Annotated in this window: 17 protein-coding genes and 1 pseudogene; 1 reads left to right on the forward strand and 17 read right to left on the reverse strand. The window is 62.9% G+C overall.

The genetic code is table 11. The features are described 5' to 3' along the window. Window positions 1-32: 32 nt before the first annotated feature. From SERRSCBI_RS19765 to SERRSCBI_RS19830, 14 genes are all read right to left on the reverse strand, one after another. Window positions 33-1,673: a thiamine pyrophosphate-binding protein gene (locus tag SERRSCBI_RS19765; RefSeq protein ID WP_033652742.1), complete on the reverse strand. Its 1,641-nt coding sequence runs from the start codon at window positions 1,671-1,673 to the stop codon at window positions 33-35. A gap of 52 nt (window positions 1,674-1,725) precedes the next feature. Next, window positions 1,726-3,195, reverse strand: a complete 1,470-nt coding sequence (locus SERRSCBI_RS19770; protein WP_033644724.1) for an aldehyde dehydrogenase — start codon at window positions 3,193-3,195, stop codon at window positions 1,726-1,728. A 16-nt stretch (window positions 3,196-3,211) separates the two neighbouring features. Next, window positions 3,212-4,006 (reverse strand): aspartate dehydrogenase, encoded by a 795-nt coding sequence (locus SERRSCBI_RS19775; RefSeq protein ID WP_042785341.1) that lies wholly within the window; start codon window positions 4,004-4,006, stop codon window positions 3,212-3,214. Between the two features lie 15 nt (window positions 4,007-4,021). Further along, the gene (locus SERRSCBI_RS19780; protein WP_033644722.1) at window positions 4,022-4,816 is read right to left on the reverse strand and encodes an SDR family oxidoreductase; all 795 of its coding nucleotides are present in this window, start codon (window positions 4,814-4,816) and stop codon (window positions 4,022-4,024) included. After that, window positions 4,813-5,631 (reverse strand): alpha/beta fold hydrolase, encoded by an 819-nt coding sequence (locus SERRSCBI_RS19785; RefSeq protein WP_042785342.1) that lies wholly within the window; start codon window positions 5,629-5,631, stop codon window positions 4,813-4,815. The genes SERRSCBI_RS19780 and SERRSCBI_RS19785 overlap by 4 nt, the downstream gene beginning before the upstream one ends. Beyond that, window positions 5,631-6,155 (reverse strand): cupin domain-containing protein, encoded by a 525-nt coding sequence (locus SERRSCBI_RS19790; protein WP_004937634.1) that lies wholly within the window; start codon window positions 6,153-6,155, stop codon window positions 5,631-5,633. Before SERRSCBI_RS19790 ends, SERRSCBI_RS19785 begins: the two co-directional genes overlap by 1 nt. Window positions 6,156-6,187: 32 nt before the next feature. Continuing rightward, a complete protein-coding gene (locus SERRSCBI_RS19795) occupies window positions 6,188-7,444 on the reverse strand; it encodes an MFS transporter (RefSeq protein WP_033652738.1) in 1,257 nt (418 codons plus the stop codon). A 23-nt stretch (window positions 7,445-7,467) separates the two neighbouring features. Next, window positions 7,468-8,679, reverse strand: a complete 1,212-nt coding sequence (locus SERRSCBI_RS19800; RefSeq protein WP_042785343.1) for an NAD(P)/FAD-dependent oxidoreductase — start codon at window positions 8,677-8,679, stop codon at window positions 7,468-7,470. Then, window positions 8,676-9,617, reverse strand: coding sequence for a VOC family protein (locus tag SERRSCBI_RS19805; protein WP_042785345.1), 942 nt, complete (start codon window positions 9,615-9,617; stop codon window positions 8,676-8,678). The genes SERRSCBI_RS19800 and SERRSCBI_RS19805 overlap by 4 nt, the downstream gene beginning before the upstream one ends. A gap of 109 nt (window positions 9,618-9,726) precedes the next feature. After that, on the reverse strand, window positions 9,727-10,521 hold the full coding sequence (locus SERRSCBI_RS19810; protein WP_004937625.1) for an IclR family transcriptional regulator: 795 nt from the start codon (window positions 10,519-10,521) through the stop codon (window positions 9,727-9,729). A 37-nt stretch (window positions 10,522-10,558) separates the two neighbouring features. Then, window positions 10,559-11,314, reverse strand: a complete 756-nt coding sequence (locus SERRSCBI_RS19815; RefSeq protein ID WP_042785346.1) for an SDR family oxidoreductase — start codon at window positions 11,312-11,314, stop codon at window positions 10,559-10,561. Next, a complete protein-coding gene (locus SERRSCBI_RS19820) occupies window positions 11,311-12,354 on the reverse strand; it encodes an aromatic ring-hydroxylating dioxygenase subunit alpha (protein ID WP_042785347.1) in 1,044 nt (347 codons plus the stop codon). The genes SERRSCBI_RS19815 and SERRSCBI_RS19820 overlap by 4 nt, the downstream gene beginning before the upstream one ends. Before the next feature lie 20 nt (window positions 12,355-12,374). Then, complete coding sequence (locus tag SERRSCBI_RS19825) at window positions 12,375-12,683, reverse strand: recombinase-like helix-turn-helix domain-containing protein (RefSeq protein ID WP_019456046.1); 309 nt, start codon at window positions 12,681-12,683, stop codon at window positions 12,375-12,377. A gap of 2 nt (window positions 12,684-12,685) precedes the next feature. Further along, complete coding sequence (locus SERRSCBI_RS19830; RefSeq protein ID WP_004937614.1) at window positions 12,686-13,003, reverse strand: non-heme iron oxygenase ferredoxin subunit; 318 nt, start codon at window positions 13,001-13,003, stop codon at window positions 12,686-12,688. 397 nt (window positions 13,004-13,400) lie between these two features. Between SERRSCBI_RS19830 and SERRSCBI_RS19835 the strand changes: the two genes are divergently transcribed. Then, a complete protein-coding gene (locus SERRSCBI_RS19835) occupies window positions 13,401-14,642 on the forward strand; it encodes an MFS transporter (protein ID WP_042785348.1) in 1,242 nt (413 codons plus the stop codon). 190 nt (window positions 14,643-14,832) lie between these two features. Here the strand turns inward: SERRSCBI_RS19835 and SERRSCBI_RS25390 are convergent. The 3 genes and pseudogenes from SERRSCBI_RS25390 to speA form a co-directional block, all read right to left on the reverse strand. After that, window positions 14,833-14,910 (reverse strand): annotated as a pseudogene (locus SERRSCBI_RS25390) (endonuclease); the annotation flags it as partial. A gap of 331 nt (window positions 14,911-15,241) precedes the next feature. Then, a complete protein-coding gene (gene speB, locus SERRSCBI_RS19840; RefSeq protein WP_004937606.1) occupies window positions 15,242-16,162 on the reverse strand; it encodes an agmatinase in 921 nt (306 codons plus the stop codon). 193 nt (window positions 16,163-16,355) lie between these two features. Beyond that, window positions 16,356-18,332 (reverse strand): biosynthetic arginine decarboxylase, encoded by a 1,977-nt coding sequence (speA, locus tag SERRSCBI_RS19845; protein ID WP_028127388.1) that lies wholly within the window; start codon window positions 18,330-18,332, stop codon window positions 16,356-16,358. Window positions 18,333-18,378: the final 46 nt, after the last annotated feature.

Below are 18,378 nucleotides of genomic sequence, written 5' to 3' on the forward strand. Positions count from 1 at the left end.
CGCCCGGCAACCGCCGGGCGTTTTTTATCGTCTCAATACAGGGTTTTCTGCGGCGGCCCGGCGAAGGTCAGCGGCCCGACCTGCTTCATGTCCACCTCGACCACCGACGGCCCCGGGTAATTGATCGCTTCGGCCAGCACGCCGTTGAACTGCGCCGCCGCCTCGACCTTCCAGGCTTTCAGCCCCATCGCTTCGGCTATTTGAGTAAAGGCCGGCGTATGCAGCTCGTTGTAATACTGGCGCCCGGCGAAATACTTGTCCTGTATGCCGCGCATCACGCCATAACCGCCGTCGTTCATGATCAGCAGGGTGATGTTCACCTGTTCCTGCGCCATGGTCGCCAGTTCCCCCAGGCCCAGCGCCAAACCGCCATCGCCCACCAGCCCCACCACCTTGCGCTGCGGGTTGGCGATCGCGGTGCCGATCGCCATCGGCAGCCCCATGCCGATAGCACCGGCCAGCGAGTGAATGTTGCACAGCGGCGAGATCGCGCGGAACAAACGGCTGCCCCAGACGCTGCCGGAAACGGTGATATCGCGCACCAGCAATCCGTCCTGCGGCAGCGCGGCGTCGATGGCGTCGTTGAGTTTGGCGTATTCACCGGACTGCTGACGCAACGCGCTCTCCGCCTGCTGCACCGCCCCCGCGATCTCGGCATCCCACTCGGCGTTGACCTTCTCGCCGGGGCTCAGCCGCGCCGCCAGCGCGGCCAGCAGCGCCGCACAGTCGCCATTGATCTGCTCATCAGCCAGGTAGTTGCGGTTGGCCGCCGCCGGATCGATGTCAATTTGCACCAGCGGGCGCGGCAGCGGCAGCGTCCAGGTGCGGGTTTCATTACTGCGCAACCGTGAACCGGCCACCAGCGTCAGGTCGCACTGCGTCAGGATAGCCTCGATGCTCGGCGAGTTGTGGAACGCCCGCAGGCTGCGCGGATGGCTGTCCGGCAGAATGCCGCGCCCGTGGGTGCTGGAGATCACCGCCACGCCGGCGTCCGCCAGCTTGCGCACCGCATCACCGCAGGCCAACGCGCCGCCGCCCAGCCACAGCAACGGGCGCTTGGCCTGTTTCAGCCGCTGATGCAGCCGCTCCACCGCCGCATCGTCCGCCTTCGGCAGCGGCGCCGGCGCCAACGCTTCGGTCAGCACCGAGCGGGAAACCAGGCTGCTTTGGATATCGATCGGGATCTCGACCGCCACCGGGCCGCAGGGCGCGGTTTGCGCATCCAGGATCGCTCGCTGGATCACCGCCACCGCCTGTTCCGGCGAATTGACCCGGTAGGCGCGCTTGGAGCAGGCGCGCAGAAAGCCGAGCTGATCCCGGGTTTCATGAATAAACCCGGCGTCGGCGTCCAGATAGGCTTTTTCTACCTGGCCGGTGATATGCAACAGCGGCGTGTTGGCGTTAAGCGCTTCAATCATCGCCCCCACCGCGTTGCCCGCGCCGGCGCCGGTGCTGGTCAACGCCACGCCCAGGCCGGAGAAGCGCCCATGCGCATCGGCCATGGTGACCGCGCCCGCTTCGCCGCGCGCCGGCACGAAACGAATTTTATCGCGCTGCCCCACCGCATCGGCGATCGGCAGATTATGAATCGAAATGATGCCGTACATCGCCGACACCGCGTACTGTTCCAGAGTCCGGGCTATCGCCTCGCCAACCGTGATTTTATCGCTCATCATCTGCCTTCTTAGGGTAGTCGTTATTAGGGTTATGCGTAGAGGTGTCGGCCTAGTCGCTCCAGCGGTTCACCTGATGGCTCAGCGCCAGATACACGCTTTTCTGCTGCATGTAGGCCTTGATGCCGTTCAGGCCCTTTTCGCGGCCCAGCCCGCTTTCCTTGAAACCGCCGAACGGCGTGGAAATCGAGAACGTTTTGTAGGTGTTGACCCAGACGGTGCCGGTTTCCAGCCGCTCCGCCAGCGCCATCGCCCGCGGGAAATCGCGGCTCCAGATGCCGGCCGCCAGGCCGTACACCGAGTCGTTGGCCTGTTCGATCAGCTGTCGCTCGTCGTCGAACGGCAGCGCCACCAGCACCGGCCCGAAGATCTCCTCTTGGCAGACGCGGGCGTCGTTGTTCAAACCTTCAATAATGGTCGGCAGGTAATAGCTGCCGCTCGCCAGTTGCGGATCGGCCGGCGCTTCACCGCCGATGACCACCCGGCCGCCCTCCTGCCGCGCCAGCGCCACGTAGTCCGCCACGCTTTGCCGATGTTTGGCGCTGATCAGCGGGCCGAGATGCACGCCCGGCACCAGCGGGTTGCCGATGCGCAGCCCCGCCGTCAGTTCGGTCAAGCGCGCCAGCAGCGGCTGATACAGCGAACGATGCACGAACAGCCGCGAACCGGCGATGCACGCCTGGCCGGCGGAGCTGAAAATGCCGTAGCAGATGCCGCGCGCCGCCTGCTCCAGATCGGCGTCCTCCAGCACGATGGTCGGCGATTTACCGCCCAGCTCCAGCGAGGTGGGGATCAGCTTGTCGGCGGCGATGTGCGCCAAATGGCGCCCGGTGCTGGTTCCGCCGGTAAAGGCGATCTTTTTCACCAACGGATGGCGCGCCAACGCCTCGCCGATCACCGAACCTTTGCCCGGCAGCACGCTGAGCAGCCCGGCAGGAAGCCCCGCCTGTTCGAACAGCTCGGCCAGCTTCAGCGCCATCAGCGGCGTGGCTTCGGCCGGTTTGAGCACCACGGCGTTACCCGCCGCCAGCGCCGGCGCCACCTTCTGCATTTCGCTGGCGATCGGTGAGTTCCACGGCGTGATGGCGGCGATCACCCCCATCGGTTGATACTGGCTGAGCGTCATCACTTCGGCGCTGCGCGGGGTCGGCAGCTCGCCTTCCAACACCTCGCAGGCGGCCGCGAAGTAGCGCGCGGTCGCCGCCGCGCTGGCCACCAGCCCGCGGGTTTCCGCCAGCGGTTTACCGTTGTCGCGCGTCTGCAGCTCGGCCAGCTGTTCCTGCTGCGCCAGGATCAGGTTGCTCACGCGGTAGAGAATTGAGGCGCGTTGGTGCGGCACCAGCCCACGCCATTCCGGCGCGCGCCAGGCCTTTTCCGCCGCCTCAACCGCCTCGTTGACATCCTCGACGTTAGCGGCGCGCAGCCGCGCGTTGACGCTGCCGTCGGCCGGGAATACCGAAGCCATCTCTTCGCCGCGCCCTTCACGCCAGCGCCCGGCGACAAAAATATTCAATCGTTCCATGCTCCGCTCCTGCCGTTCAGGCAATAAAACCGCCGTCCACCAGACGGCGGCAGGCTTGTACCGCGCTCAGCGCCGCCAGGGTTGATGTTTTGGGATTGCTCGCCAGCGGGGTGCCGCTCAGCTCGATGTGAAACTCGCCAAAGTCGCCGCACACCTGCAGGCGATGGGTATTGCGCCGGGTGGCGGGATCGACCTGCAGGCGTACCCGAGTGGCGTCCATCCCCAGGCCGTTGAGCGCAATGGTGGCCGCCACGTTGGCGTTGGCCGGGAATAAACGCGCCGCTTCACGCGCCGACCCTTCAAAAAATACCTGCGCTTCGCTCACCGCATCGAGATCTATCAACTGTTCCGCCGGGCTGCCGCGCCAGCTGGCCGGACTTTTACTGGCCTGATAGGTCACGCTCTCCAGCCCGCCTTCGCGCGCCGACGCCAGCCCGTCCATGCCCGCCACCGCGCCGGACAGCACGATCAGCTGCCCGTGATGGCTGCGGCAGGCCTGCTGCAACCGCTGTTGCAATGCGGCATCCGCCAGCGCGCCGGTCGAGATCACCGCCAGCGGCCAACCGCGCTGCAGCACCGCTTCGCCAAACTCCGCCACCGCCTGCTGGCTGGCGCACTCCAGTACCAGATCCGGCCGCTGCGAACACTGCTCCGGATGGGTCAGCGCCTGCACCCGCCCGCCAAAAGCCTCATCGATCGCCGCATGATGAGCTGCGCGCGCCAGGATCCAGCCGACCTCCACGCCTTCAGGCAAACGGGCGATCACTTCCTTCGCCATCGCGCCGTAGCCAATCATCATGATCTTCTTCATCTTTTTCGGCCCCTGTTACACATGGCGGTTAAAGCCGCCGGAAACGTCCAGCGCCGCGCCGGTGGTAAAGGAAGCCAGCGGCGAAGCGAGGAACAGCAGCGCCTGCGCCGGTTCCTGCGGCTTGCCGAGGCGCTTCATCGGGATGCCGCGGCGTTCGGCGATCGCCGCCGTCCACTGCTCCCAGCTTTGATCTTTATCGCTGCGATCGTCGAAACGGCGGCGCCATTGGCCCGACTCCACCATCCCCAGCAAGATCGAGTTAACCCGAATGCCTTTGCCCACCAGCTCTTTCGACAGCGTCAACGTCATATTGAGCAGCGCGGCGCGCGCCGCCGAGGTGGCGATCATGTGTTCTTCCGGCTGCAGCGCCAGCAGCGAGTTCACGCAGGTGATAGACGCGATATCCGATCGTTCCAGCGCCGGTAAAAACGCCTGCACCGGGTTGATCACGCCGAACAGCTTCAGCTCTGCCTCATGCAGCCAGGCTTCGCGCGGCGTCTGGTCAAAGTGGGCGACGAAGCCCTGACCGGCGTTGTTGATCAGCAGATCCACGCCGCCGAAACGCGCCGTCACCTGAGCGGCGAACTGCGCCACCTGCTGCGCATCCAGCACGTCGCAGCGCAGCGCCAGGATCTCCGCCTGCGGGAAGTCCGCGCGCAGGCTGGCCTCCGCGCCGGCCAGTTTGTCCGGATCGCGGCCGCAGAACGCCACCTTCGCCCCTTCGGCCAGCAGCAGTTTCAGGGTTTCGAAACCGATGCCCGATGAGCCGCCGGTCACCACCGCCACCCGATCCTCAAGCTGAAAATTCATCGTTGGATTGCTCCCGTAAAGTCCCGCAGATAGCGGTTGAAACACGCCGGCGCATCGAGGTAGCTGGCGTGACCGGCGGCGGCGATCAGACGCAGCGTCGCGTCTTGCTCACGCGCCAGCTCGGCCGCCTTCTCCGGCGGCGTAATGCGATCCAGTTCACCGCACCACACTTCCAGCGGGCCGCGATAGCGCGCCAGATAGCGGCCTATGTCGTCGTTAGCCAGCATCCAGGCGGCACTCAGAAAACCGTCGGGATCGAGCTGTTGCATGCCGTTGCGCACCCAGGCGATGTCCTGCGGATCCGCCCCTTCGCGCAGCAAGGCCGCCGCCCGCTGCTCGCCGTAGCCCACCGGCCCCAGCGTCTCCATCATCTGTTGGCGCTGGCCGTACACCTGTCGGCGTTTTTCCTCCGGCGCCGTGGCATAGCCCTGCGCCGGATCCGCCAACACCAGCCCACATAGCCCGTCCGGATAGCCGGCGGCGTAGGCGCTGCCGATCAGCGCTCCCAGCGAATGGCCGACGATCAGCGGCTGCGCCAGCTGCAGCTCCTCAATCAGCGCCGCCAACGCCGCTGCATAACCGGCGGCGTCAGCCTGCGGATCCGACAACGGCAGGCTGCCGCCGTAACCTGGCGCGTCCCACGCCAACAGACGATGACCGTCCGTCAGGCCGCTGTCGTTAAACTGCTTGATCCACGAGGCGGATCCGGAACTGATGCCATGCAGCAACACCACCGGCCGCCCCTGCCCGGCCTCGCGCCAGCTCAGGGTATACGCCCCGCAGCGCGCCCGTTGGCGTTGCGCCAGGCCGTTCATCAGTTACGCTTCACTTTGGACAGCGGGTGGTCCGCCGGATAAGTCGGGATCTCCGGCTTGGCGGTGCCGAGCATCACGCACATCAGCGCCTCTTCCTCGCCGTGATTGAAAAGGCCGCGATACACGCCCGCCGGCACCGAGATCAAATCGCGCTCTTTCAGCCTGGTTTCGTAATACTCTTCCCCATCCTGAATCATCAGCGTGATGCTGCCTTTCAGCATGAAGAACACTTCCTCCACGTCGTCGTGCAGGTGCAGCGGGCCCTCGCACTTCGACGGCAACACCATGGTGGAGAAGGTGAAATTGCCCGCCGGAATGGTGTTGGCGTCGCTGGCCACGCCGGTGGCGCCGGTGCCGATGTAGCGCATCTGCGCGCGGCGGTATTTCGGGTCGAAATCGGCCTGGAATTTCAGCGCGTTCCAGTCGTATTTGCGGCCTTCGAAACGGGCGATGCGCGACTCCACCCAGTTTTCCATCGACAGATCCTGCGGCTTGACGCCGGCTTTGTTCTCAACCTGAGACATGTTGTCACTCCTCTGTTGAAACGATTGATTAATCAGTACTTTCTCAGCAACGGCAGCAGAATGAGGCAGCCGACGAACGCCATCACCACCAGGAACAGCAGGCCGTTATCCATATTGCCGGTGGCGGCGATCAACGCCCCCATCAGCACCGGCGCCAGCGCGCCGGCAAAATTGCCCAGTCCATTGAAAATGCCGCCGGCGGTGGCGCTGACCTTGCTGCTGGTCGCCTTCGCCAACAGCGCGAAAATATTCGGCGCGCCGGCGCCCCACATAAAGGTGCTGAAAGCCATGGCGGCGATCACGCTGTAAGTGCCCTGCAGGTGCAGCACCACCGCCAGGCCAAGGCCGGCGCCGCACAGCGACAGGAAGCAGGCCAGCGCGCGCCGATCCAGCTTGTCCGACAGCCAGGCACCCAGCACTTCACCGAGCAGCATGGCGATGAACGGCAGCGAAGAGAGGTAACCGGCATGTTCCAGATGAATGCCTTTGCCCTTGATCAGATAGCTCGGCAACCAGCCGTTCATGCCCCACAGGTAGGTCAGGAAGGCGATATTGAACAGGCAAATCATCCAGAAATGCGGGCTGCGCAACAGCTCGCGGCGATGCTGTTGGCGTTCGGACACCGCCGGCTTGGCCGCCGCCGCCGGACGCGACACGTTCAGGTGGCGCATGCCGAACAGCACCAGCAACATCACCGGCAGCGTCAGAAACGCCATAAAGAAGAAGGTGGCCTGCCAGTCGAAGGTATTGAGGATGTACAGGGTGACCGGGAAGCCGAGCGCGGCCCCGAGCGGCGTGCCGAGCAGCCACAGCATGGTGGCGCGCGCCTGCAGCTGCGGCGGGAAGGCCTGACGAATAATGGCGTAGGCCATCGGCAGTAGCGGCCCTTCGGCGATGCCGAGCAGAATGCGCAGCGTCATCATGGCGTGATAGGAGCGCACCAGCCCCATCAACACCATCAGCACGCCCCATACCACCATCATGCCAATCAATACTTTGACCGGATTAAGCCGATCGCCGATGCCGCTGAGCAGCATCGAGGAGATGCCGTAGGAGAACAGAAACGCGCTCATCAGCAACCCCAGCCGCGCCGGGTCAAAACCGATGCCCAGCGCCTGCTGAAACTCGGCGTCGGAAAACAGCGCCGCGATGCTGATTTTGTCGAAAAACGCCAGCAGCACGCAGGCGAACAGCGCGATCGGCACCGACCAGCGCACCCGCTGCTGCGGATTTTCGGCAACGGTTTCCCCCGCCCGTCCAGCGCGGGCGTCAATGTCTTGCGTAGTCATAAAACGCTCCCGAGGTTCGGGCGTTATTTCAACGCCATCAAAGAAAACTCCGCATCCGCCAGCTGCTGCGGATCCAGCACCCGGCCGCTCGCCAGCCAACGCTTGCCGAGCTTGATGGTGCGCGCGTCGTTGAACGCCACCATCTGCACCAGTTGCCGATCGGCGTTCAGCGTGAAGAATACCTGCGACTGCGGCGTGCGGCGCACCACATGGTGCACGCCGCCGCTCGGCACGCCGAGGATCTGGATATTGACGTCGTATTGATCCGACCAAAGCCAGGCCACGTCGTCATACGGAGCGGCGAAGGCGTCGAGCATTGCGCAGGCGGTGCTGATGGCCTGATTTTGCGCGTAGGCCCAGGACTGCAGGCACAGGCCGAGCGTCGGGTGGCGCGCCACATCGCCCGCGGCGAAGATCGCCGGATGGCTGGTGCGCCCCTGGCCGTCGACCACGATGCCGGACTCGATAGCCAGCCCGGCGCTGCGCGCCAGTTCGAGATTCAGCTCGACGCCGATCCCCACCACCACCAGATCGAAGGCCTGCGGATCGCTGACTTCGCTGCCGATCCAGGCGGCGCCGTCGCGATCTTCCAGCGAGATCTCGCCGCAGCCGCACAACACCGTCACGCCCTGCCGGCGATGCAGTTCGAGCAACGCCTGTGAGACATCGGCGCCGACGCTGCGCATGCACAGCGCAGGCTGGCGCTCAAACACCGTCACCTCAACGCCGAGACGGCGCGCAGAAGCGGCGATCTCCAGCCCGATCCAACCGCCGCCGACGATCGCCAGGCGACGGCAACTCTGCAGGCCCTGCCGCAACCGGGCCGCATCATCCCAGGAACGCAGCGTCATCACGCGCGGGTGCTGCGCCCAGGCGGCGCCCGGCAAACGCGGCCGCCCGCCGGTGGCGATCAGCAACTGCTCGAACTGCAGCCGTCGCCCGTCGCTGAGCGTGACGATTTGCTGTTCGGCGTCGATAGACTCGGCGCGCAGCGGGCGACGCCAGTCGATGTTCAGCTCCGCCACCGCCTGTTCGCTGAACAGCCGGCTCAGGGGAGCCGCGGCATCCAGCAGCGCCGCTTTCGACAGCGGCGGCCGCTCGTAAAAATCGTAGGGTTCGTCGCTTATCACCGTCAGCCGGCCGCTGTAACCCCGGTCACGCAGCGTCTTGGCCGCCCAACCGCCGGCCTGGCCGCCGCCGACGATGACAATGCCCGCCTGTTCCGGCCGGTTCATAACGCTTGCGCCTTTTTATGCTGGCGGCGCGTATCGTGATCGATGCCGCCTTCTACCGCCCATTCGGTGAAGGAGACCAGCGAATGTTCCAGCTCGCGCGGCTGCCAGTTTTCCGTCAGATAATCGTCGTTGGTGTAGTACTCGAACGCGCCGCCGGTCGGGCTGTTGACGTACCAGAAATACGCCGAGGAAATCGGGTGGCGGCCAGGGCCGATGAAGGTGCTCCACTGCTCTTTGTTCATGGCGATGCCGCCGCCGATCACTTCATGGATATCGCGCACGGTGAACGCCACATGGTTCAGGCCGCGTGGGCGGTTGGGCAGCTTCAGCAGGAACAGATTATGGTGACCACCGCGCGCCTGGGTGCGCAGGAAGACGGCGCGATCGATATAGCGATCGGAAACCTGGAAATCCAACAGCTCGCGGTAGAAACGCTCGGTCGCCGCCAGATCGTCAACGAAGAACACCACGTGGCCGATATTGATCGGCTGCGCCTGCGAGTAGACCGGGCTGGGTTGATCGATGCGGCGCACGTCGCCCCATTGGTTGATCGGCGTGACCGGCACTTCGACCGCCTGCTGGCGGCTGACGACGAAGCGCAGCGTCATGCCGTTGGGATCGCGGCATTCCAGCTCTTCCCCCACCTGACGAAAGCCGGACATCAACGCCAAACGCGGCTGCAGACGCGCCAGATCCGCGGGCGATGCCACGCCCCAGGTCATGCGGCGCAGGGTGGAACCGCCTTCAAACGCCGCAGGCAGCGCCGCGCTTTGCAACGGGTGCAGAACGACCCGCGCCCCGCTCAGGGTAGTGAATTCGCGCTGCGGTTCGCCCCAATGTTGCGTGGCGGGCTGCAGGCCAAAGTCATGCATGAATTTTTCGCAGGTTGGCAGATCTTCGACGCCAAACTCCAGTTTTTCGATTCCGATTACGCTCATTGCTCAGCCTCACGTTCTCGCTGTATACGGTTTTCAGGCATGACTGAACCCCGGCCCCTGTTTGCTGTGGGCCTTATCCCTGCCTGAGTGAAAGAGTCGGTCCTGTCGGTTAGCCGACGTTGGCCTGCGGCGGTGCGCCGAGGAAGCCGGAAATTTTCTCCGCCGCATCGCGCACTTCCATGCGCAGCCGCTCGCGATCCGCTTTCGGGATCTCATCGGACGGCACCATGATGCTGACCACCGCCTCGACCCGCTGCTCACGGTTGAAGATCGGGTAGACGATCGAGGAGATGCCGTGGCGGAAGAACGATTCGCCGATTACATAGCCGCGCGCCTTGTCTTGCTGCACCATCTGCCACAGCGTTTCGCGATCCGCCGGGGTGCCCGGCGCGTTGCCCGGCAGCTGCGCGTCCGGATAGAGTTGTTCGAACTCGCTGCGGGTGGCGCTGGTCAACAACATGCGGCCGAGCGAGGTTTGGTGCACCGGCAAACGGGTGCCGACGCTGACCTGATTGATCTGAGAACCGGCGGCGCTGACGCGGGCGATATAGATCACGTCGCGCCCGTCGCGGATCGCCAGATGACTGCTGCACTGGCTGCGATCGCGCAGCTGTTCGATCACCGGCTGGCCGGCCTGCGCGACGTCCAGCGACGCGATGTATTCAAAACCGAGACGCAGCACCTTGATGCCCAGCGCGAAGGTATTGGTGCGCGGATTGCGCTCCAGAAAGCCCAGGTGCTCGAGCGTCTGCACCACGCGGTAGGCGGTGGCCTTCGGCATATCGACCAGGCGATGCAACTCGGCAAAGGTCATTTCCTTATGCTGCTCGCCAAACGCCAGCAGCAACTGCAATCCGCGATCCAGTCCCGGGATCAGATACTTACATGCTTGCTCGTCCGCCATCTCTCGCTCCTGCGCTGTGCGCCTGCCCTGCGGGCCGTCAGTTGAATACGAAGCCGCCGTTGACCGGCAGCAGTTGGCCGGTGACGAAATCCGCCAACGGCGACAGCAGATAAAGCACCGTGCCGTTCACATCGTCCGGATGCTGCGCCCCGGCCAGCGCGCGCCCCTGTTCATACAGCTGATGGCGCTCGGCGGGCACATACTCGGTGGCTTCCACCCGCGTCAGGCCCGGCGCAATAGCGTTGACGCAGATGCCCTGCGGGCCCAGCTCGCGCGCCATCGATCTCGTCATCGCGATCACCGCGCCTTTGCTGGCGACATAGGCCATCAGGCGCGGCGCGCCCCACAGCGCGGTGTCCGACGCCACGTTGACGATCTTGGCGTGCGGGTTGCGCGCCAGCAGCGGCACTGCCGCCTGGCTCACCAACCAGGTGCCGCGCACGTTGACCTGCATTACCCGATCCCACAGATCGATGTCGTATTCCATCATGGTTTTACCGCCGACGCCGGTCGCCAGCGCCGCGTTGTTCACCAGCCCGTCGATCCCGCCGCCTGTGGCGATCTTCTCGAACGCCGAACGGATCGAATCCGGTGAGGCCAGATCGATGATTTGCGTTTCCACCTGAGCGCCCTGCTCACGCAGCGCGGCGCCGCTCACCGTCAGCTCATCCGCCAAAATGTCGCACATCACCACCTGCGCGCCGGCAGCGGCAATGGCGGCGGCGAAGCTGTAGCCCAGACCGCGCGCCGCGCCGGTGACCACGATGCGCTTGCCGTTCAGCAGGCCGTTCACTGCGCCGCCTCCCGCTCGCGCAGCGTCGCCAGCTGTTTCTGCGCCTCTTTCTGCATCAGGCGGCGCAGGCGCGACAGACCGACGTCGTGCTGGTACAGGTATTCGCGGCCACGGGCGTTAGGCGCCATGTTTTCAAGCACGATGCGATCCTGCTCGAGGACGTCCCAATGCAATGATTCCAGGCGATTGCGATACATGAAGCGCCACATGTCGCGCTGCCAGTCTTGGACCTTACGGATGCGCCAGAAGAATACCCGGCAGTGATCCTTGTCTTCCGGCACCACCATGCCGATGATCCAGAAGTGGCCGCCCGGCCCGAAACGTTTCTTGTACGGGATCGACAGACGCATCCAATACGCGCCGCTGTTGCCGAACTCCACCCAGTCGAAGTTGACGCCGATCTGGCCGTTTTTCTTGAAGATAAACCCGCTATCGGTCGGCTCCAGCCCCATGTCCGCCTTGCGATCCCCTTCCGCCATCGAGTGCGAGGAAGAGTGCAGGTAGGTGCCGTGCATCGGATCCATCACGTTTTCCAGGGCGTATTGGTAGTTGCAGTTCCAACTGGCGGTACACAAGAAGTGGCTGTACGACGCTTCGTCCGCCAGCTCTTGCGGGAAAGTCAGCTCCGCCGGCGCTTCATCCGCCGTCACGCCAAAATAGAGGAACACCGCGCCGTAGGCTTCTTTGGCCGGGTAAGCGCGCAGGCATTTTTGCCCCACCAGCGGGCAGCGATCCACCGCCGGCACGTCTTTCACCGTCCCGTCGCCGCCGACTTCCACCCCGTGATACCAGCAGGCGATGCGATCGCCGAGGTTCCACCCCATGGAAAGCCGCGCGCCGCGGTGCGGGCAGCGATCTTCCAACGCGTGGATCTGGCCTTCACCGTCGCGCCACACCACGATTTGTTGCTCAAGGCGGGTGATGCCGACCGGATTGTTGCCCACTTCCCAACTGGCCAGCACCGGATACCACATGCCGCGCAGCCCCTGGTCAAGATAGTCCTGCAAGCTCTGTTCGGAGGATGTTGTGTTTGCTGTCATTGTCTTCTCCCGGGTGTCGATCAGAAACCGTTAACGTGAAGGAATTCGCGGAACGTCGCCTCATTCCACGGCTGGCCGCTGCGATCGAACAGGCGGCGCTGATTCAACGCGCTGACGATCTGTTCCAGCTCTTCCGCGCCCTGATCGAAAATCGTTTCCAGCGCCGCCACCAGCGCGGTTTCGAAACCGTCCGGCACCCGGGCGCGGTTTTGCCACACAACGTTGCGGAACTGGCCCGGCTGATGGATTTGACCGTTGCCGCCTTCGCGGGCCGGCGTCACCTGTTGGGTGTCCGGCAGCCAGGGATTGAAATCGGTGATGTGCTGCATGATTACTCCTCCGCGATAAAGGTGATCTGGATTTGGTTGTCGACCACCCGGGTGGGATAGGTTTGCAGATCGCGGCCGCCCGGCTCGCGCAGGCACTGGCCGGTACGCACGTCAAACAGCGCTTCGTGCAGTGGGCACTCAACCTTGCCGTCGTCAACAAACCCCTGGCTGAGCAAGGCGTAAGCATGCGGACAGACGTCTTCCAGCGCATAGTAGTTACCGTCGAGCAGGTAAACCCCGATCTCTTTGCCTTCCACTTTGCCGGAGAAAGGAAAATCTTCTTTCACCTGAGACACTTCGCACACATTCTTCCAGCTCATTGCTTTTATCCTCTATCTGATTGTTTCATATATGAAACTCAGTTTCTTATTTAATACAGTCACTATAAGTCTGGCGAAACTTTCGTCAAGCGAGCGGCGCGGCAAATGTTAATGAAAAGTTGTTTAAAAATGACAAATGCGGGAAGGATCACGAAATAATGCACCGATATGAAAAACCTATGTCAGTTGTGCGCTCTTCAGTTAATTTATGGCAAAAATTGCGTTGATCCTGGCGGCGCATTGCGCGTAAAAGAGTTCTCTCGCTGTCTTTTAAATCCAGTTTTATAACAATAAATTTACATAAATCGGCCTCATCCCCGCGTTTGCGCGTAATGGCATCCGCAGGTGAGTTTACTGCTGCCTGAATTCGTCAACCGCTCGCACTGAGGAACGCGCCGTGCAACAACGTCAACGCTGGTTTGGGGTGATCGCCCTGTTGTTTCTGATCGTTATCGCCTATGCGGATCGGGTTAATATCGCCGTGATGTTGGTCAATCCCGACTTCCTGCAACACTTTCAACTCGGCGGTGACCGCGCCCATCAGGGCACGCTGATGACGGTGTTTTTACTCGGTTACGGCCTGTCTGCCATGTTGCTGACGCCGTTTCTGGAAACGCTGATGGGTTACCGCCGCGCGCTGACGCTGAGCGTCGTGCTGTGGGCGCTGCTCACCGCCGCGTCGCCGCTGGCGGGATCGCTGCTGTTGCTGTGCGCGGTGCGCGCGCTGCTGGGCGTCAGCGAAGGACCGCTGTTCTCGCTCAAGACCATGTACATCAGCGATCATTTCGCCGCCGACGAGCGCGGCAAACCCAACGCGGTCAGCGCGCTGGGCGTCTCGTTGGGGCTGGTGATCGGCTTTCCGCTGGTGAGTTTTCTGATGGCGCACTTCGGGTGGGCGATGTCGTTTCACCTGCTGGCGCTGCTCAACCTGCTGTTGGGCCTGGCGCTGGTGCGGCTGTTCGTTCATCCGCTCGCCTTACCCTCATCTTCACGCCCCGCCGATCCTCAGCCGGTGTTGAGCCGCGTCTGGCACACCTTCGCGCTGGCCTGGCGCACGCCGATGCTCGGTTGGATCCTGCTGATCGAGATCGCCACGCTCAGCTATCTGTGGGGGTCCAGCGCCTGGCTGCCGGCCTACCTGACCGATGAAAAAGGATTCTCCATCAAGCAGATGGGGTGGATGGCCGCACTGCCTTTCATCGTCAGCATCGCCTCAAAATACCTCGGCGGCGTGCTGCTCGATCGTATCCGCCCCTATCAGGCGCCGCTGATCTTCGTCTTTGGCGGCGCGGCGACCGCGCTGTGCATCTATGGCGTAATGAACAGCCATCAGCTTGGCTGGATCGCGTTCTTCCTGCTGGCGGCCAACGCCTGTTGGGGCGCGCAGGGCGCGGCGATCCCCACGCTGCTCCAGCATTATGCGCGGCCGGAGGCGGTCGGCAGCGCCTATGGGCTGATCAACGGCATCGGCAATCTGTTCTCGGCGTTTGTGCCGATGGCGATGGGCATGGTAATGGCCAGCCAGGGCAAGGTGTCCTCGGGCTTTGCGGTGCTGATCGCCTCACAGCTGCTGACGCTGCTGGCGGGCGGCGCGCTGTTTGGCCGCATGTTGCTGGCGCGGCAGGTGAAGCGGGCATAGCCTGTTCCCGCACCGTTGCGGCAGAGAAAGCCAATGGCCTTGAGAGGGTGCTCATGGATCTGGACGCCAACAACCAGCAGACGGGGGACATCCCCCGTCGCACGGGTTGCCTTACCGTTCGGATTCGTAAGCCAAAATGGCCTTTAACCTCCGTAGTGCCCGATCGGATCCGCAGCTCACACAGCGTGCTGCGGGTTATCCATGCCAGTGATATTACCGTGGCACAAATAACCACCAGTTTTAACAGGCTCCGTTTGTTCGGCATCATGCCTTCTTCTCCTTGCCTCGCGGCGGGTAAGGGGCTAACTTAACGTTGCTGGCGTTAGAGTAGGCCTCGGGTTGATGAATATCGACTCGGGGCTTTTCTCTTTGTACCTTTCACGCAGGCTCTAGATACAAAGATCCAGAGCACCCGCGCGCAGTATATTCATCCTCCCCGTTATCCCGGTTCCTTTTTACTGACCCCGTTTCATTTCTGCGCAAAATTGCGCAAAGGCGTTGCAACAGACTGAAAATCGCCGCGCGGATGGCGAAAAATGAAATAAAAAAAGCGGCCCCATACGATGGGAGCCGCTTTTTCAGCAAGACGTGGCCTGGCGTCAGGCGTGTTTCTTGGCCGCCTGCAGGTACAGCATCTCCAGACCCAACGTCGCCGCGGCCAGCGCGGTGATCTCGGACTGGTCATACGCCGGCGCCACTTCCACTACGTCCATGCCGACGATGTTCAGCGACTGCATGCCGCGCACCAGTTTCAGCGCGCGATCGGAAGTCAGACCGCCGATCACCGGCGTGCCGGTGCCCGGTGCGAACGCCGGATCCAGGCAGTCGATGTCGAAGGTCAGGTACACCGGCATATCGCCGACGATGCCTTTGATCTGGGTCAGCAGGTCGTCCACGCTGCGATCGTTCACCTGCGCGGCGTCCAGTACGGTAAAGCCATTGTCGTGATCAAACTCGGTGCGAATGCCGATCTGCACCGAGTGATGCGGGTCGATCAGGCCTTCGTTCGGCGCATGATAGAACATGGTGCCGTGGTCGAACTTGCTGCCGTTGGCGTAGGTATCGGTATGGGCGTCAAAGTGCACCAGCGCCAGCTTGCCGAAATGCTTGGCGTGCGCACGCAGCAGCGGCAGGGTGACGAAGTGGTCGCCGCCGAACGAGAGCATGCGCTTACCGGCCTTCAGCAGTTTCTCCGCGTGCGCCTGCAGCTTGTCGCTCATGTCCTGCGCATCGCCGAAGTTGAACACGATGTCGCCGCAGTCAACCACGTTCAGGCGATCGCGCAGATCGAAGCTCCACGGCCAACGGTTGCCTTCCCAGGCCAGGTTGGTGGACACCTGGCGGATGGCCGCCGGGCCATGACGGCCGCCGGCGCGACCGGAGGTCGCCATGTCAAACGGAATGCCGGTGATGACCCACTCTGCATCGCTGTCGTAAGGCATGAAGTTCAGCGGAAAGCGCAGGAAACCAAAGGCGTTGGACACTAATGAATTATCGGACTGATGGCCTAAGGTGCTCATAGTAAACCCTCGTAGTTCAACAAGTTGCCGGGCGCAGACGCCGGGCCGTGACAAAAAAAAATCCCTCCCGCGTCGTTAGCCCGACGAGAAAGGGATTTGTTCGATGTGTGTTTCGGTGCTACCGATACGGCAGATTATGGCCGCATTTTGTTCATGCTTCAAGGGGGCCGATATCGCCCCCTGAAGAAGGCGGTTACTCGTCTTCCAGATACGTGTAGCCGTACAGGCCAGCTTCAAACTCTTCCAGGAACTGCGCCTGCAGCTCGCTGTCCAGATCGGTTTCTTTGACCTGATCGCGGAACTTGGACAGCAGCGCGCTCGGATCGAGCTGCACGTACTCCAGCATATCCGCCACGGTATCGCCCTCGTCGGACAGCTCGGTCTCGACGCTGCCGTCCGGGAACACGTACACGTCAACCGAGGCGGTGTCGCCGAACAGGTTGTGCATGTTGCCGAGGATCTCCTGGTACGCGCCGACCATGAAGAAGCCCAACGCCGGCGGGTTCTCCGGATCGTATGGCGGCATCGGCATGGTGGTCGCCACGCCGTCGCCGTCGACGTAATGGTCGATGGTGCCGTCGGAATCGCAGGTGATGTCGAGCAGCACCGCACGGCCTTCCGGCGGCTTATCCAACCCTTCCAGCGGCAGCACCGGGAACAGCTGATCGATTCCCCAGGCATCCGGCATCGACTGGAACAGCGAGAAGTTGACGTAGAACTTGTCCGCCATGCGCTCTTGCAGTTCGTCGATGATAGGACGGTGCGCGCGGTTGCTCGGATCGAGCTGCTGCTGGATCTTGTTGCAGATGTTCAGATACAGCTGCTCGGCCCAGGCGCGCTTGGTCAGGTCCAGCATGCCGTGCGCGTATTGGGTATGCACGTCGTGCAGATCCATCTGGCTGTCGTGCAGCCATTCGCGCAGCGAGCGGCGGTTTTCCGGCTCGTTCATTTCCAGCCAGGTTTCCCACATGCTTTCCAGCGCGCGCGGCGCGTCGGCTTCCGGCGGCTGCGGTTCGCTGAACTCGTTGCGCTCTACGCCGATCACGTTGGAGACCAGCACCGTGTGGTGCGCGGTCACGGCGCGACCGGACTCAGTGATCACCGTCGGGTGCGGCAGGCCGTGTTCGTTACAGGCGTCGCCGATGCCCCAAATCACGTTGTTGGCATATTCGTTCAGGCCGTAGTTGACCGAGCAATCGGACTGCGAACGGGTGCCTTCGTAGTCGACGCCCAAGCCGCCGCCCACGTCGAAGCACTGAATGTTGACGCCCAGCTTGTGCAGCTCAACGTAGAAGCGCGCCGATTCGCGCACACCGGTGGCGATGTCGCGAATATTGGCCAGCTGCGAGCCCAAATGGAAGTGCAGCAGCTGCAGGCTGTCGAGGCGGCCCGCTTCACGCAGGGTTTCCACCAGCTTCAGCACCTGCACCGCCGCCAGACCGAACTTGGATTTTTCGCCGCCGCTCGACTGCCATTTGCCGGAGCCTTGCGACGCCAGACGCGCACGCACGCCCAGGCGCGGTATGACGTTCAGCCGTTCGGCTTCTTCCAGCACCAGGTTGATCTCGGACATCTTCTCGATCACCAGGTACACCTTGTGCCCCAGCTTTTCCCCGATCAGCGCCAGACGAATATATTCACGATCTTTATAACCATTACAGACGATCACCGAGCGGGTCATGCCGGCATGCGCCAGCACCGCCATCAGTTCGGCCTTGGAGCCGGCTTCCAGCCCCAGCGGTTCGCCGGAGTTCACCAGCGATTCAATCACGCGGCGATGTTGGTTCACCTTGATCGGATACACCAGGAAATAGCCGCCCTGGTAACCGAAGGACTCACGCGCGCGTTTGAACGCGGCGTTGATAGAGCGCAGGCGATGCTGAAGGATCTGCGGGAAGCAGAACAGCGCCGGCAGACGTTGGCCGTCTTTCTGGCGCGTTTTCACCAGTTCTGCCAGATCGACGCGCGCCTGCGGGACATCCGGATCCGGGCACACGCTGATATGGCCCAGCTCGTTGACGTCATAGTAATTGTTGCCCCAGTAGGCGACGTTATAAGTACGCAGCATCTTGCTGGCATTACGATCATTCATGGCAACCTCCTGCATGGAGCGCAAAGATAAAGACTCGCCCGCAACCGGCGGACGGTGAATCAACAGATCATCAGACATGGTTCGCCTCACATTCCGTACTGACGAAACCGTCAGCCACTATCGC

Origin of the sequence: Serratia sp. SCBI (assembly GCF_000747565.1) — a bacterium.
GTDB classification, from domain to species: Bacteria; Pseudomonadota; Gammaproteobacteria; order Enterobacterales; family Enterobacteriaceae; genus Serratia; species Serratia ureilytica.